At 65.4% G+C, this 14,653-nt stretch carries 13 protein-coding genes; 6 read left to right on the top strand and 7 right to left on the bottom strand.

The window, feature by feature from the left end:
* Positions 1 to 41: 41 nt before the first annotated feature.
* The 3 genes from DVT68_RS06655 to gap form a co-directional block, all read right to left on the bottom strand.
* Positions 42 to 932: a hypothetical protein gene (locus tag DVT68_RS06655; RefSeq protein WP_147281679.1), complete on the bottom strand. Its 891-nt coding sequence runs from the start codon at positions 930 to 932 to the stop codon at positions 42 to 44.
* Between the two features lie 131 nt (positions 933 to 1,063).
* A complete protein-coding gene (gene azu, locus DVT68_RS06650; RefSeq protein ID WP_114824194.1) occupies positions 1,064 to 1,513 on the bottom strand; it encodes an azurin in 450 nt (149 codons plus the stop codon).
* A 183-nt stretch (positions 1,514 to 1,696) separates the two neighbouring features.
* Complete coding sequence (gap, locus tag DVT68_RS06645) at positions 1,697 to 2,710, bottom strand: type I glyceraldehyde-3-phosphate dehydrogenase (RefSeq protein WP_114824193.1); 1,014 nt, start codon at positions 2,708 to 2,710, stop codon at positions 1,697 to 1,699.
* 194 nt (positions 2,711 to 2,904) lie between these two features.
* Between gap and DVT68_RS06640 the strand changes: the two genes are divergently transcribed.
* Both DVT68_RS06640 and DVT68_RS06635 read left to right on the top strand, forming a co-directional pair.
* Complete coding sequence (locus DVT68_RS06640; RefSeq protein WP_114824192.1) at positions 2,905 to 3,375, top strand: OsmC family protein; 471 nt, start codon at positions 2,905 to 2,907, stop codon at positions 3,373 to 3,375.
* 71 nt (positions 3,376 to 3,446) lie between these two features.
* Positions 3,447 to 4,259, top strand: coding sequence for a S1/P1 nuclease (locus tag DVT68_RS06635; RefSeq protein WP_114824191.1), 813 nt, complete (start codon positions 3,447 to 3,449; stop codon positions 4,257 to 4,259).
* A gap of 47 nt (positions 4,260 to 4,306) precedes the next feature.
* On the opposite strand, the gene DVT68_RS06630 is transcribed toward DVT68_RS06635, so the two are convergent.
* On the bottom strand, positions 4,307 to 6,328 hold the full coding sequence (locus tag DVT68_RS06630) for a S9 family peptidase (protein WP_114824190.1): 2,022 nt from the start codon (positions 6,326 to 6,328) through the stop codon (positions 4,307 to 4,309).
* Between the two features lie 46 nt (positions 6,329 to 6,374).
* A complete protein-coding gene (locus DVT68_RS06625; RefSeq protein ID WP_114824189.1) occupies positions 6,375 to 6,674 on the bottom strand; it encodes a hypothetical protein in 300 nt (99 codons plus the stop codon).
* A gap of 86 nt (positions 6,675 to 6,760) precedes the next feature.
* On the opposite strand from DVT68_RS06625, the gene pyk reads away from it, so the two are divergent.
* From pyk to DVT68_RS06610, 3 genes are all read left to right on the top strand, one after another.
* Positions 6,761 to 8,233, top strand: coding sequence for a pyruvate kinase (pyk, locus tag DVT68_RS06620; RefSeq protein WP_114824188.1), 1,473 nt, complete (start codon positions 6,761 to 6,763; stop codon positions 8,231 to 8,233).
* An 80-nt stretch (positions 8,234 to 8,313) separates the two neighbouring features.
* Positions 8,314 to 8,763, top strand: a complete 450-nt coding sequence (locus DVT68_RS06615) for a TonB family protein (protein WP_114824187.1) — start codon at positions 8,314 to 8,316, stop codon at positions 8,761 to 8,763.
* 150 nt (positions 8,764 to 8,913) lie between these two features.
* The gene (locus DVT68_RS06610; protein WP_114824186.1) at positions 8,914 to 9,921 is read left to right on the top strand and encodes a class I fructose-bisphosphate aldolase; all 1,008 of its coding nucleotides are present in this window, start codon (positions 8,914 to 8,916) and stop codon (positions 9,919 to 9,921) included.
* A 129-nt stretch (positions 9,922 to 10,050) separates the two neighbouring features.
* On the opposite strand, the gene DVT68_RS06605 is transcribed toward DVT68_RS06610, so the two are convergent.
* Entirely contained in the window at positions 10,051 to 10,665 is a 615-nt protein-coding gene (locus DVT68_RS06605) for an outer membrane beta-barrel protein (RefSeq protein WP_114824185.1), read from the bottom strand.
* Between the two features lie 254 nt (positions 10,666 to 10,919).
* Here DVT68_RS06605 and tkt point away from each other — a divergent pair, with 254 nt between their 5' ends.
* The gene (gene tkt, locus DVT68_RS06600) at positions 10,920 to 12,923 is read left to right on the top strand and encodes a transketolase (protein ID WP_114824184.1); all 2,004 of its coding nucleotides are present in this window, start codon (positions 10,920 to 10,922) and stop codon (positions 12,921 to 12,923) included.
* Positions 12,924 to 13,096: 173 nt separating this feature from the next.
* Here tkt and DVT68_RS06595 read toward each other — a convergent pair whose 3' ends face one another.
* Positions 13,097 to 14,644, bottom strand: a complete 1,548-nt coding sequence (locus tag DVT68_RS06595) for a rhomboid family intramembrane serine protease (RefSeq protein WP_114824183.1) — start codon at positions 14,642 to 14,644, stop codon at positions 13,097 to 13,099.
* Positions 14,645 to 14,653: the final 9 nt, after the last annotated feature.

The following is a 14,653-nucleotide window of genomic DNA, read 5'->3' as shown; positions in this document are numbered from 1 at the left end:
AGGCCGGGTTTTCCGGCCTCTTTCGCATTACTGGCAGGGCATTACGGCAGGTCGTGTGTCCTGTACCGCTGGCCACCCATGACGATGGGTATCCACAGGTAACGCAAGGCCTGCGCATCACCGCCGGACGCCGGCTCCACCTTCATCGAGGCGACAAAACTGCGCATGGCGTCGGCGTCCGAACGATGGGGCGCGACGTCGAGCAGTTGCACGCTGGCGGCCTGGCCGCTGCTGTCGAAGCCGACCAGGAAGTCGCCGATGCTTGCCGTGGACAGTTGCCCGTCGGTCGTCGTCGGCGTGTAGTGCCGCCGGTTCGAGTTGGGGTGAAGATCAGGCTCGTCCAGCCCTGAGTTCGCCATGCCCTCGCGGATCGCCTTGTCATTGACGAACACGAAGCTATTCACGTCCTTCATGATGGCGTCCATGGACGACGCATCGACGTTTTGCTGGATGCGCTGCGCCAGGTCGCCGGAGTACGCCTGGTCCGCTGACCCCTGGCGCCCGGCGATCGGTGCGTAGTGCGCGTAGATCTCGGCCCAGTTCATCGCCTCGCGAAAATCGCCGGTTTCGATCTTGAGCTCCGCCATCTTGGCCATGCCGAGCACATTGCCTCGCACGGCAGCATTCGCGAAGTAGGTCGCCGCTCTGGCGTCGTCCGCATCGACCGGCGAATTCGGCGCGTGTCGCCCCATGTGGTAGAGCGTGCCGAGCAGATACAGCTCGTCGCCGCTGGCGGCGCCGGCATCGCGTTCGATATCAGCCAATGCGCTGCTACGCTCGGGCAGCGGGATGGCGGGATCGAACAACGTGGCCCATTGGGCGGTGGAGAGTCGGTGATGGGGGACGCTGCCCGAAAGTTCGGCAGCACCAACTGCCCGCGCGCTCCCCGAAGGCCCGACCAGACAACCCAACACCAGCACAGTGATTGCCACCGTTCCCCGCCGCCACACGTTCATCGCCATCCCCCGATGTATGTCACGCAAGTATTTCCGGTAGACAGGCATAAGAAAAGCGGCCAGCCGAAGCTGACCGCTTTCCCCCCTCCCAACCGGTCTGGGCCGGCTTACTTGGCGAGCGTAAGCGTGCCCTTCATCAGGGCGGCATGGCCCGGGAACGTGCAGAAGTAGGCGTAGCTTTCGCCGGCCTTGAGCTTGGCCACCGACAGCGTGACGCTGTCCGACTCGCCGCCGCCGACCAGCTTGGTATGAGCGATCACGCGTGCGTCGTCCGGCTTGACGTAATTCTGATCTGCGCCTGCCTTCATGCCGTCGGCGATGATGCCGGTCTGGTCAGCCGCCGTGCCCAGCACCCAGTTGTGGCCCATCGAGGCCTTGGGCAGCTTGCCCGTGTGCTTGAGGGTCACGGTGAACTGCTTGCAGGTCTTGGGCACCTCGATGCTCTTCTGGTTGTACTGCATGGCATCGTTGCCTTCGATGGTGGTGGAGCAGTCGGCGGCCCACAGCGGCGCAGCGAACAAACCAAGCAGGGCGAGGGCAAGAGTGGTGCGAACCATCGGTGAATCTCCATGGGGCTTGTAGGTGGGCGCAACGATGGAGATGGCGCTGGTTTGCTGCGCTGATCTGGATCACTTGGGCCCGGCGACACGCCATGTCGCGACAGCACGCCGCAGGCATACCCGCAAAAAACAAAAGCCGGGCAGTGCCCGGCTTTTGCGTCGACGCGTTTGGCGACCGTCTTACTTGGCGGCCATCAGCGCGATGGTCATGTCGAGCATACGGTTGGAGAAGCCCCACTCGTTGTCGTACCACGACAGCACCTTCACCAGTGTGCCGCCCATGACGCGCGTCTGGGTCGCGTCGTAGGTGGAGGAGGCCGGGTTGTGGTTGAAGTCGATCGACACCAGCGGCTGCGTGTTGACGGCCAGGATGCCCTTCAACGCGCCGTTGGCGGCTTCATGGATGACCGCGTCGATCTCTTCCTTGGTGGTCGCACGGGCGGCGTCGAAGGTGAGGTCGACGACCGACACGTTGATGGTCGGCACGCGCATGGCGAAACCGTCCAGCTTGCCGTTGAGCTCCGGCAGCACCAGGCCCACCGCGGCGGCGGCGCCGGTCTTGGTCGGGATCTGCGAGTGCGTGGCCGAACGGGCGCGGCGCAGGTCGGAGTGGTAGACGTCCGTCAGCACCTGGTCGTTGGTGTAGGCGTGGATGGTCGTCATCAGGCCGCGCTCGATGCCGATCTTCTCATGCAGCACCTTGGCCAGCGGAGCGAGGCAATTGGTGGTGCACGAGGCGTTGGAGATCACTTCCAGCTTGGAGGTGAGCTTGTCGGTGTTGACGCCGACGACGAAGGTGCCGTCCACGTCCTTGTCGCCCGGGGCGGAGATGATCACCTTCTTGGCGCCGGCGACGAGGTGCGCGCCGGCCTTGGCCTTGGAGGTGAACAGGCCGGTGCACTCGAGCACCACGTCCACGCCCAGGGCGCCCCACGGCAGCTTCGACGGGTCGCGCTCGGCGCAGACCTTGATGCGGTCGCCGTTGACGATCAGGTCGCCGCCGTCCACCGAGACCGTGCCCGGGAACTTGCCGTGCGCCGTGTCGTACTGGGTCAGGTGCGCATTGGTCTCGGCATTGCCGAGGTCATTGATCGCAACGATCTGGATCTCGTTGGTGCGACCGGCTTCGTACAGCGCGCGCAAGATGTTGCGGCCAATGCGACCGTAACCGTTGATGGCGACCTTGATGGCCATGGGACAGCGTCCTCCGGAGTGAGATGACGAAAATGGCGGCTGTGGGGCCGCCGTAAAACGGTCATTTTAGCCTGAACCGGGCTAAGGGCTCACGCGGAGCCCCGTTCGGGGGCGGCCGGGCTGTTCAGGAAGCCGCCAACGCGCTTGAATCGGGCCTTTGGAAACATCGCAGCCCCCACCCCGAGGAGTACGCCATGAGCGAGGCAGAGCAGTTCGTCGACATCACCGTGGAACAGGTGGCCGATTACGAGTTCCGGATCCGCTTCGACGACACCGCCATCCCCGACCTGACCACCGACGAGACCTCGCCCATCGGGCGTGACGCGGGCCCCAACCCCTCCCGGCTGCTGGCCGCCGCGGTGGCCAACTGCCTGACCGCCAGCCTGTTGTTCGCCCTGCGCAAGTACAAGAACACGCCCGGCCAGCTGGGCGCCAAGGCCCGCGCGACGCTGGCCCGAAACGAGCACGGCCGCTGGCGCATCGCCCATATCGGGGTGGACCTGCAGCTGGCGGACCGGGCCGAGGTGCTGGAGCACCTCGATCGCGTGTTGGCCCAGTTCGAGGACTTCTGCATCGTGACCCAGAGCGTGCGCCAGGGCATCGCCGTGGACGTGAGCGTGCGCGACGGCGCCGGCCAGTCCCTGTCCGTGCCGAACGCCGGTTGATGAAAACCTTGCGGCGGACTGTCATGCGGCTATGGCAGACTTCGCGGCCCCCAATCAGGACTCCTGCCCGCATGAAGCTTCCACGCCGCTCCGTCGCCGCCGCCCTCGTCTGTCTTGCCCTGGCGCCGATGGCCTATGGCTGGGGCCAGCTCGGCCACAGCGTCGTCGCCGACGTGGCGCAGCGCCACCTGAGCCCTGCGGCGGAAGCCGAGGTGGAGCGCCTGCTGGCGCCCGAACACACCAAGTCGCTGGCGGATATCGCCAGCTGGGCGGACGAGATCCGCAACGATCCCGCCCAGGACGCGCTGTGGAAGCAGACCCGCGCCCTCCACTATGTCGATTTCACCTCCGGCGATTGCAACTACACGCCGCCGCGCGACTGCAAGGACGGCCAGTGCGTGGTGGCCGGTATCGACCATTACGTGAAGATCCTCGCCGACCGGAGCCAGCCGGACGCCGCCCGCCTGCAGGCGCTCAAGTTCGTGGTGCATTTCATCGGTGACGAGCACCAACCTCTGCACGGCGGCTCGCGCGACGACAAGGGTGGCAACGCCTACCAGGTGCAGTTCAACGGCAAGGGAACCAACCTGCACAGCGTGTGGGACTCGGGCCTGCTGAAGACTCGCGGCCTGGAATCGAAGCCCTACGCCGACGAGCTGGAGTCCCGCGGCACGGTCGCGCTCCCGCCGCCCATCGCGCCGCTGGACAACCCGTACGCGCAGTGGGCCGAAGAGTCCTGCCAGATCTCGCGCGACATCTACCCGGACGGCCACAAGATCGACCAGGCCTACGTGGACAAGGAATTGCCCGTGGCAGAACTGCGCCTGCGCCAGGCGGGACGCCGCCTCGCCGAGGTGCTGAATCTCGCCCTGTCAGGCGGCTGAGGCAGGCCACCCCAGCGCCACGCTATCCATCGAACGCGCCCGTCGGCTCAGGGATTGGCGGGCAGCGTGCGCGAAGTGGCGGTGGTGTCGCCGGTCGCCGCCGAGGAGGGGCCGATATTGCGGGCCAGGAAATCCAGCAGCTTGTCGTACATGGCAAGTTGATGGTCCAGCAGGAAGAATCCGTGACCTTCGCTTGACTCCACCAGCGACTCGTAATGCTTGCGTTGTTTGTCCAAGGCGTTGGTCAGGGCCTTGAAGTGGGCGTAGGGCGCCCGCTCGTCCAGGTAACCATGGATCAGCAGCAGATTGGCCTTGATCTGGTCGGCGCCGGCGATGGGCGAGCGGCGCAGCAGGTCGGCCGTGTCGTCGCCCATCGCTTCGTGCAGATAGTCCAGTCCGCTGTCAGTGCGCTGCGTATCGCTCTTGGTGAGCTGGAGGCGCAGGTCATACACGCCGGCATAACCGATGGCGCATCGATACAGGTCCGGCTCGCGCACCGCGCCTTCCAGCGCAGCGTAGCCACCGTAGCTGCCGCCGTAGATGCACACGCGCGCGCTGTCGGCGTGCCCTTCGCGGATCGCCCAGCGGGTGGCATCGGTGATGTCGTCCTGCATCGCCAGTCCCCACTGGCGATAACCCATGTTCTCGAAGTGCGCGCCGTAACCGCCGGAACCGCGATAGTTGATCTGCAGCACCGCATAGCCACGGCTCGCCAATAGCTGCGTTTCCTCATCAAACATCCACTGGTCGAACAGGCCATGCGGTCCGCCGTGTGGCAGCACCACCATCGGAAAGGGCCCCTTGCCCTCCGGCTCGGTGAGGAAGCCGTGCAACTGCACGCCATCGCGCGCGTTCAGCGCGATGGGTTGCATCGGCCGCATGCGCTTCGTGGGCAGCCAACGCCTCTCGCTGAAGAGATAGCGCGCCTGGCTCTTGTCGAGATCGAACAGGTAATAGTCGCCCGGATTTCGATCGCTACTGACGTCCACGATGGCCAATCGGCCGTCGCGGGTGAACGACGTCAGCCTGATCAGCTGGCCCGGAAAACTGGCGGCCAGCGCGTCGGTGATCTGCGCCTCGATGCCATGGAGATCGAAGAAGTGAACGGCCTGCACGCCGTCGCCCGTGATCACGCCGTAGAAATCGCTTCCATCGGCGGCGGGCAGCAGTTCGCCTGGATCGGCAAATTCGCCACGATAGAGCAGGGTGCGCTCGCTGCTTTGGAGGTCCATCAGTTCGATGGAGTCGGGGCCCTCCGGGTGGGTCACCTCGACATACAGTCTGGTGTTGTCATGATTGAAGCCAATCGGTGATATCCCCACGTGCGACGCATTCGGGTTGTTGCTCAGGGTCCATTTGCCGTGGGCTTCACGCGTCCAAAGGAGTCCATCGCTGTATGCCGCGCGAACCTCGCCAGTATGGTCAAGGGTCATCGAGACATCGGGCGCGGGGCCTTCCAGTACGCGGCGGCTTTCGCCACTCGCCACATCGAGTCGTTCGATGGATGGCACGCTGCCCTCACGGTGGTCAGTGAACGGTTGCGTCTGCACCAGCAGAAAGCGCTCGTCACCGAAGGGGGCTGACGAGAGCAGCTTTGCATAGGCGTCCCGGCGCAGGCCGCCCTGCTGCATGTGGTTGCTGTCGGCGCTCACGTTGCCACGCGCGCCGAACAAATAGATGCCATGGTTACCGTCGGCATCGAACGCCATCAGTTCGCCAGTGGGCGAAGGCGTTGCCAGGCTGCCCACCCGGGTGGCGAAGGCCAGGACAAGGCGGTGATCGTTGACCCAGCGATACTCGAGGATTTCGTTGCGACTGCCCGCGCGAATGCTGGAGACCGGCTTGCCGGTGGTGGTGTCGATGACCGCCAGCATGTTTTCGTAGGGTGTGTTGGGGCGGGGCGCCAGTGCGGAGATGTAGCGGCCATCCGGCGAAAGCAGCACGTCAGTGAATTCACTCGGGCGGATGAAGTCTCGCGTGGCGATCGTGGCCGATTCCACCGCGGCGGCCACAGCAGGAGCGATGCACAGCAATGCCAGCGCGATAGCCGCGCTCCTACGACGTGTCATCTCGATGGTCCCCTGTGTGTGGATCTCCCCGATCCATGCGGCGATGCTAGCGCAATGTCTTGCGCATCCGGATGCCTGGTCCGAAGCCGCGGTTTGCCCCTTCAAATGCCTGCGGGTGATGCACTGCACAATGCTTGATGGAGGCTCCGGGCGGGGCTTCGGCCAGGCTTTGCCGCAGCCGGTCGATGGGCCCGGACCGCATGTGCGGCGCGGTCGTCAAATGGGCTGATACCACACCAGTGATCGACATATTCGGTCCTTGCAAAGCAGACCAGTCGATCCCTTTGATGCCTTCAATGATGTTGATGAACCATACCACTTCGGTGAGGTGGTAATCAGGCCACATGCAGTCCACTTTCGTCCCTCGAGATGGTCGCCGGGAACCTGCAAATACCCTCTGGCAGATCGATCCAAATCTGCTAGCGTGGATGCATGACTACTGAAAATCCGCTGCGCCGCACAAAGATTGTCGCCACCCTCGGTCCTGCGACCGACGCGCCTGGCATGCTCGAAAAAATCATCGCCGAAGGCGTCGACGTGGTTCGCTTGAACCTCTCGCACGGCCAGCCGGACGATCACCGCGCGCGCGCCGTGGCCGTACGCGAAGCGGCCGCCAAGCTCGGCCGCGAGGTCGGCGTGCTGGCGGACCTGCAAGGTCCGAAAATCCGTGTTGAAAGGTTCGCCAATGGTCCGATCGAGCTGAAGGTCGGCGACAGCTTCGTGCTGGACTGCCGCCCTGGCGCCCCGCTGGGCGACGCCACTCGCGTCGGCGTGAGCTACTACGGCCTGCCCAACGATGTGGCTGCGGGTGACGTGCTGCTGTTCGACGACGGCCTGGTCGCGATGACGGTGGAATCGGTGGAGGGCGCCGAAGTGCGTTGCCGCGTACTGATCGCCGGCCGCCTCTCCGACCGCAAGGGACTCAACCGCCAGGGCGGTGGTCTCTCGGTGGACGCGCTGTCGGACAAGGACCGGGCGGACATCAAGCTGGCTGCCGAGATCGGCGCTGACTTCCTGGCCGTGTCGTTCGTACGCTCCGCGCAAGACATGCATGAGGCGCGTCGACTGCTGACGGAAGCGGGCGGCAAGGCTTCGCTCGTGTCCAAGATCGAGCGCGCCGATGCGCTCCCCGTGCTGGGCGAGATCATCGACGCCTCCGACGTGGTGATGGTGGCGCGCGGCGACCTGGGCGTGGAAATCGGCGACGCCGAACTGCCCGGCCTGCAGAAGAAGATCATCCGTGAGTCGGTGCAGCGCAATCGCGCCGTGATCACCGCGACGCAGATGCTGCAGTCGATGGTGCGCTCGCCGATCCCGACCCGCGCCGAAGTGATGGACGTGGCCAACGCGGTCATCGACGGCACCGATGCGGTGATGCTGTCGGAGGAATCGGCTGCCGGCGCCCATCCGGACAAGGCCGTGGCCGCGCTCCGCCGCATCTGCCTCGGCGCCGAGCGCCAGTTCGAGCCGAAGGAAGATCCCGCCACCCAGGGTCACTTGCTGGACCGCACGGACCAAGCCATCGCCCTGGCCGCCATGGTGCTGGCCAGCCAGCTCGGCGTGCGCGCCATCGTGTCCCTGACCGAATCGGGCGCCACCGCGCAGTGGCTGTCGCGCTACCGCAGCGCCGTGCCGATCTACGCGCTGTCGCCGTTTGATGACGCGCGCCGTCGCATGTCGGTGTTCCGTGACGTGCAGCCGGTGAAGTTCACCCACGTGTCGCAGACCCCGGCCGGCTCCGCCCGCGATGCGGTGCGCCAGCTGTTCGTCCAGGGTCGACTGGTCGAGGGTGATCGCGTGGTGCTGACCCACGGCGACCACATCGGCCAGGGTGGCGGCACCAACACGCTCAAGCTGCTCTCGGTGGGCGCCGAGGGCGTGGTGGAGTGCCTGCGCGACCTGTAAGCGTGGTTTCGACGTCGGCACGGGCCGATGGGACTAGAATCCCGGCCGACGTCCCCCAACCCATGCGCAGGAGGTTTTCCATGAACACGATGTCACGCCGCTTCGGTCAGGCCCTGGTGCTGGCGCTGGCCACGGTGGCGGCGGCGCCGCTGCTGGCGCAATCGCAGGCGCGCATGGTGGGTCCGGAGCAGATCCAAAACTACTGGATCATGCTCAACACCAAGGTGGACGCCGACATCCCCAACAGCGGCCGCAACATGACCGCGCCCGGCTGCGTGGCGGTGAGCTTCATGATCGGCTCGGACGGCGTGCCGCAGAACGTGACGGTACGCAAGGTGGTGCCGCAGAGCGACCTGGATCGGGTGGCTACCAGCGTGGTCAGCAACTTCCGTTATGGCCCGTCGCTGAAGAACAACACCCACGAGCCGATCAACACCTACTTCATCGTACCGTTCAACCTGCCGGCGGACCCGGCCCAGCGCCAGTCCATTACCAACGCCTGCAAGCTGCCTGGCTTCGACCAGGCCTGATCCCGGTCCCGGAGCCGGTGGCAGGGCCGTTCAGGGGTGCTCCGGACCCCCGGGCGGCTTATGGCCTATAATCGCGGCCTTTCAGCCTGGCTGCCCCTCGGGGCGGCGCCACCTTGTGCGGCCCACACCGCCTAAGTATCCGGAGTTGTCATGAGCATCGAAGATCTCGAAAGCGTCGCCCTTGCGATGGTCGCGCCCGGCAAGGGCATCATCGCCATCGACGAGTCGACCAACACCATCAAGAAGCGTTTCGAGGCCGTTGGCATCGAGAACACGGAAGAGAATCGCCGCGCCTACCGTGAGCTGCTGCTCACCGCGCCGGGTCTCAGCGAGCACATCTCCGGCGCCATCCTGTACGACGAAACCATTCGTCAGTCGACCAAGGACGGCGTGCCGTTCACCCAGGTCATGAAGAAGAACGGCATCATCCCGGGCATCAAGGTCGACAAGGGTCCGGTGCCGCTGGCTGGCTTCCCGGGCGACGTGATCACCGAAGGCCTCGACGGCCTGCGCGAGCGTCTCGCCGAGTACGTGAAGCTGGGCGCCCAGTTCGCCAAGTGGCGCGCTGTCATCAACATCAGCGAAGACAACCCGTCGTCGACCGCCATCGAGGCGAACTGCCACGCGCTGGCCCGTTACGCCGCGCTGTGCCAGGAAGCCGGCCTGGTGCCGATGGTCGAGCCGGAAGTGATCATGGACGGCGACCACAGCATCGAAGTCAGCTACGAAGTGCACGAAGCCGTGCTGCGCAGCCTGTTCAATGCGCTGTACGAGCAGAACGTGATGCTGGAAGGCACCATCCTGAAGGTCAGCATGGTCATTCCGGGCAAGGAAGCGGACGAGCAGGCCGAGGTCGAGGAAGTCGCCGAAGCCACCGTTCGCGTGCTCAAGACCACCGTGCCGGCCACGCTGCCGGGCATCGTGTTCCTCTCGGGCGGCCAGACCGACGAGCAGTCCACCGCGCACCTCAACGCCATGAACCGCATGGGCCCGCATCCGTGGCCGCTGAGCTTCTCCTACGGTCGCGCCATGCAGCAGGCCGCGCTGAAGCTGTGGTCCAAGGACATGAAGGCCAACTACGCCGACGCGCAGAAGACCGTCCTGGCCCGCGCCAAGGACAATGGCCTCGCCGCGCTGGGCCAGTGGCACGGCAAGTAAAGAGCCGCATCCTGTGGCGAGGCGCACTCGGCGCCCCTCCTGCGGAAAAAGCGGAAGCATCGAAGAACCAAAAGAAAACGGGCGCCTCGCGGCGCCCGTTTTTTGTTGCCCTGTTCCTGGAGACCGCTATCAGAAGCGGTATTCCGCGCTGACGCTGTACAGGTTGGTCGGCAGATGGATGTTCTTGTCGCTGTCGCTGGCCTGGTAGTAGTCGTAGTTCAGGCCCACGCTCCACTTCGGGGTGATGTTGTAGCCCACGCCGGCGCCGGCGTAGTAGTCCGTGCTGTTGAAGCGGACCGCCTGCGGGTTGAACCTGTCGTCGGTCAGGCCCGAACCCTTGGCGAAGAACGCGCCGCCGCGAAGCTCGGCGTACCAGCTCTGGCTGATGTTGTAGCGCAGGTCCAGGCCGGCGGTCGCGCCCTGCAGCTTGGACTGGCCATTGCTGCCGGTGTAGTTGGCGAAGTTCTGGGTGTACTGGCCACGGGCGCTGGCGCGGCCCAGGTAGACATAGCCCACTTCCATGCCCAGCGAGGTCTCGGGGTTGATGGCGAAGCGGTAACCGCCCTTGATGCCGCCGGCGAAGTCGCCGTTGTCATAAGGGCCCTTCTGCACCTGGCCGTAACCGGCGTTGGCGCCGACGTACCAGCCCTGCTGGGCGGTCTGGCCCGCGTCCTGCGCGAAAGCGGCGGGAACGGCCGCCAGACCGGCAGCGGCAAGGCCAAGGGCAAGAATGGTGTTCTTCATCGGGTACTCCTCTTTGTCTTTTTTGGGCCAGTCCGCGGCGCCGGGGGTTCGGTCGTGGGGCGGCTGGGCACCTCGTGGCGACGGTGCGTGACTTAGATGGGGTACGGGTCCCGGAGTTTCAATACTCGTTAGTGCATTATTAAGGCCTTGTTAATATGAAACATGGGTCTGCTAAAAATCGGGAGCGACAGCGCGGTCAGCATTCGGCGACAATAGGCGCTTTTCTGGCCGCCATACCCCCGGAGACTTTCTAGATGACTACCCGCCGTGAACTCGCCAACGCCGTGCGCGCCCTTGCCATGGACGCCGTGGAACAGGCCAACTCCGGCCACCCGGGCATGCCCATGGGCATGGCGGACATTGCAGAAGTGCTGTGGAACGACTTCCTTCAGCACAACCCGGTCAATCCCAAGTGGTTCAACCGCGACCGCTTCGTGCTCTCCAATGGCCACGGCTCGATGCTGCAGTACGCGCTGCTGCACCTGACCGGCTATGACCTGCCGATGGACCAGCTCAAGCGCTTCCGCCAGCTGCACTCCAAGACCGCCGGCCATCCGGAAGCCAGCGAAACCCCAGGCGTGGAAACCACCACCGGCCCGCTGGGCCAGGGTCTGGCCAATGCGGTCGGCTTCGCGCTCGCCGAGAAGGTGCTGGCGGCTCACTTCAACCGTCCGGGCCACGAGATCGTCAACCACCACACCTATGTGTTCCTCGGCGACGGCTGCCTGATGGAAGGCATCTCGCATGAAGTGGCCGCGCTGGCGGGCACCTGGAAGCTCGGCAAGCTGGTGGCGGTTTACGACGACAACGGCATCTCCATCGACGGCGAAGTGCACGGCTGGTTCACCGACGACACGCCGAAGCGTTTCGAGGCCTATGGCTGGAACGTGATCCGTGGCGTGGACGGCCATGACGCCGCCGCGATCAAGCAGGCGATCACCGAGGCCACCTCGCAGAGCGACAAGCCCACCCTGATCTGCGCCCGCACCATCATCGGCTTCGGCGCGCCCCACAAGCAGGGCAAGGAAGAGAGCCACGGCGCCGCGCTGGGCAAGGCCGAAGTGGCCGCCGCCCGCGACGAGCTGGACTGGCGCCATGCCCCTTTCGAGATCCCGGCCGAGATCTACGCCGGTTGGGACCACAAGCAGGCCGGCGCAGAGCGCGAGCGCACCTGGCACGATGCCGTCGCCAAGTACACCGCGGCGTTCCCGGAGCTGGCGGCCGAGTTCACCCGCCGCATGAACGGCGAGTTGCCGGCGGACTGGGCCGCCAAGTCGCAGGCCTTCGTCGACAAGCTGCAGGCCGACGGCGTGGACGTCGCTTCGCGCAAGGCCTCGCAGATGACCATCCAGGCGTTCGCGCCGCTGCTGCCCGAGCTGATCGGCGGCTCGGCGGACCTTGCCGGCTCCAACCTCACAAAGTGGACGGGTAGCGTCGATGCCGGCAACGGCCATGACCCCAACGGCAACTACGTCTACTACGGCGTGCGCGAGTTCGGCATGACCGCCATCGCCAACGGCCTGGCCCTGCATGGCGGCTTCATCCCGTACGACGCCACCTTCCTGGTGTTCTCCGACTATGCCCGCAACGCAGTGCGCATGAGCGCGCTGATCCCGGCGCACGCCATCCACGTCTACACCCACGACTCGATCGGCCTGGGCGAAGACGGCCCGACCCACCAGCCGGTGGAGCACCTGGCCTCGCTGCGCTACATCCCGAACAACCAGGTGTGGCGTCCGTGCGATGCGGTGGAATCGGCGATGTCCTGGAAGCTGGCCATCGAGCGCAAGGGCCACCCGGCGTGCCTCGTGTTCTCTCGCCAGAACCTCAAGCCGCAGCAGCGCACCGCGCAGCAGGTGGCGGACATCGCCCGCGGCGCCTACGTGCTGTCGGATCCGCAGGACACCAAGTTCAAGGCCATCCTGATCGCCACCGGTTCGGAAGTGGAACTGGCGATGGAAGCGGCGCGCACGCTGGCGCAGCAGAACGTGCCGGTGCGCGTGGTGTCGATGCCCTGCGCCGAAGCGTTCGACGCCCAGCCGCTGGAGTATCGCGAAGCCATCCTGCCGGGCTGGTGCCGCGCCCGCGTGGCGGTGGAAGCGGCCACGGCCGACTTCTGGCGCAAGTACGTGGGCCTGGACGGCGAAGTGATCGGCATGCACAGCTTCGGCGCCTCGGCTCCGGCGGCCAAGCTGTTCGAGGAGTTCGGCTTCACCGTGCCGCACGTGGTCGACGCCGTGAAGCGCGTGATTGGCTGATGCGATGTAACCCTCTCCCCTCGGGGAGAGGGCATTGCCATCTTTATGGTGGAGGGGTGGGTGATCGCCCAAACCTTCCAGAAAAAACGCCGCGACTATCGCGGCGTTTTTTTGTGTCCGCATGAGCGGACTTTGCAATAGCACGCGACGCGCTTTCACGCGCGACGATGGATTCACTTTCGTTTGGCGACGGCCGACTTGATTTCGTCCATGGCGGCGGCGGTATTCCCCCGAGCGGTACCTAGCGCCGTACTGTCGGCAGGATCGATGGAAGTGGCCGCCTTCGCGAGGGCTCGTGCCTCCAGCCGACGGGCATCCGTGTAGTGCAGCAAGGCTTGGTGCAGGGCGTAGTCACGGTGGTCTGGCGGAATCGTCTCGGCAGCGAATTCCTCGTGCAGCGCATCCCATTGGGGCGTGATCTGGCTGGCGAAAGCAGCGGCGAAAGCGGCGGAGGACAAGCTGCCGCCACGCACCTGTTCGATCAGGCCCTTGGCCTGCGCAAGGATGGCCTTCTCGTGCTCACTGAACTCCATCAGGTTGCGTTCGAATCGCGCGATCTGCTGTGCCTGACCTGACGGATGAACCAACGGCCACGCCATGGCCAGAAGTGCGCCGGCGCCTAGCAGGATCGACAGCAGCAGGCGTGGCAGCCCGGCCTGGCTGCGGTGCTCGGTATTGAGCGGGCGCGCCAGCAACAGCCCCATGGCGAAACCGCCTACCAGGCCGCCCAGGTGCGCAGCGTTGTCGATGCCGCTATGGGCGAACCCATAGAAGAGCGAATATCCCGCGAACAGCAGAGTGCTGTTGCGATGCTCCGCCATCACTTCCTTGGGCACGGCGTTATGCGGGTTGATGACGAAGGCAAGCAGGCCACCGAAGATGCCGAAGATGGCGCCAGAAGCGCCGGCGCCGTTCACCATGGGATTCCACAACAGGCTGGCCAGGCTCCCGGCGAGACCGGCGAACACATACAGCAGCAGGAAGCGGCTGCTGCCGAACAGACGCTCGATGGTGCGGCCGTTCTGGTACAGCGCCAGCATGTTCAGAGCAAGGTGGATGATGCCGAAGTGTATGAAGGTGGCGGTAAACAGTCGCCACCACTGGCCGCCCATGGTGAGCGGACCAAAGTTGGAACCGACCTGGACGGCAGACTCGCCAGTGGGCGAAATCGGGTTCATGCCTGCCACGCAGGCGACGATGAACACGATGACGTTGAGCGCGACGAGGACGGGAGTGACCGGGGCGCGCGGGCTCAGGCGGTCCAGTCGCTGCTGGAAGTCGACCAGTGCCGCCTGGCTGCTCGCGAACTCGGCGGTCTGTTCGCCCGGCAGATGGGCCAGGATGGCCAGCGCCTGGGCGGGGTTGCTGGCAGTGAAGCGGACAGTCTGCATCGACTCCCCCGGCACGCGGCGCTGGAATTTCACCGTGCTGCCGGTGACGGCGGCATTGAGAATCTCCTGCCGCTGAAAAGTCCGGCTTTCCTGGACGCTGGTGAGGAACGGACGCTTGCGCGGACCGCTGAGGGTCACCGTGTTCTCGTCGAAGCGGATCTGTCCTTTGCCGGCCCAGCGGGAGTCGTCGGTCGGTACTTTGTTGAGTCCGACCTGCTGGCCAAACATGACCGCAAACGCCGTCGTGGGTGGTCGATCTCCCGCAGGCCCCAGTTCAAGTACACCCACGCTACCGCCGCCGCGCTGTGGCGCAGCCTGTTCGTGCGACATGCCTATCCC

Origin of the sequence: Dyella solisilvae (assembly GCF_003351225.1) — a bacterium.
GTDB classification, from domain to species: domain Bacteria; phylum Pseudomonadota; class Gammaproteobacteria; order Xanthomonadales; family Rhodanobacteraceae; genus Dyella; species Dyella solisilvae.
Note: the sequence above shows the minus strand (reverse complement) of the source record. Positions and strands in the feature narration are given on the sequence as shown.

Bases quoted from the DNA above. Each gene is read 5' to 3' on its own strand.
- azu (WP_114824194.1), bottom strand. From the start codon at position 1,513: ATGGTTCGCACCACTCTTGCCCTCGCCCTGCTTGGTTTGTTCGCTGCG.
- gap (WP_114824193.1), bottom strand. From the start codon at position 2,710: ATGGCCATCAAGGTCGCCATCAACGGTTACGGTCGCATTGGCCGCAAC.
- DVT68_RS06640 (WP_114824192.1), top strand. From the start codon at position 2,905: ATGAGCGAGGCAGAGCAGTTCGTCGACATCACCGTGGAACAGGTGGCC.
- DVT68_RS06635 (WP_114824191.1), top strand. From the start codon at position 3,447: ATGAAGCTTCCACGCCGCTCCGTCGCCGCCGCCCTCGTCTGTCTTGCC.
- DVT68_RS06630 (WP_114824190.1), bottom strand. From the start codon at position 6,328: ATGACACGTCGTAGGAGCGCGGCTATCGCGCTGGCATTGCTGTGCATC.
- DVT68_RS06625 (WP_114824189.1), bottom strand. From the start codon at position 6,674: ATGTGGCCTGATTACCACCTCACCGAAGTGGTATGGTTCATCAACATC.
- pyk (WP_114824188.1), top strand. From the start codon at position 6,761: ATGACTACTGAAAATCCGCTGCGCCGCACAAAGATTGTCGCCACCCTC.
- DVT68_RS06615 (WP_114824187.1), top strand. From the start codon at position 8,314: ATGAACACGATGTCACGCCGCTTCGGTCAGGCCCTGGTGCTGGCGCTG.
- DVT68_RS06610 (WP_114824186.1), top strand. From the start codon at position 8,914: ATGAGCATCGAAGATCTCGAAAGCGTCGCCCTTGCGATGGTCGCGCCC.
- DVT68_RS06605 (WP_114824185.1), bottom strand. From the start codon at position 10,665: ATGAAGAACACCATTCTTGCCCTTGGCCTTGCCGCTGCCGGTCTGGCG.
- tkt (WP_114824184.1), top strand. From the start codon at position 10,920: ATGACTACCCGCCGTGAACTCGCCAACGCCGTGCGCGCCCTTGCCATG.
- DVT68_RS06595 (WP_114824183.1), bottom strand. From the start codon at position 14,644: ATGTCGCACGAACAGGCTGCGCCACAGCGCGGCGGCGGTAGCGTGGGT.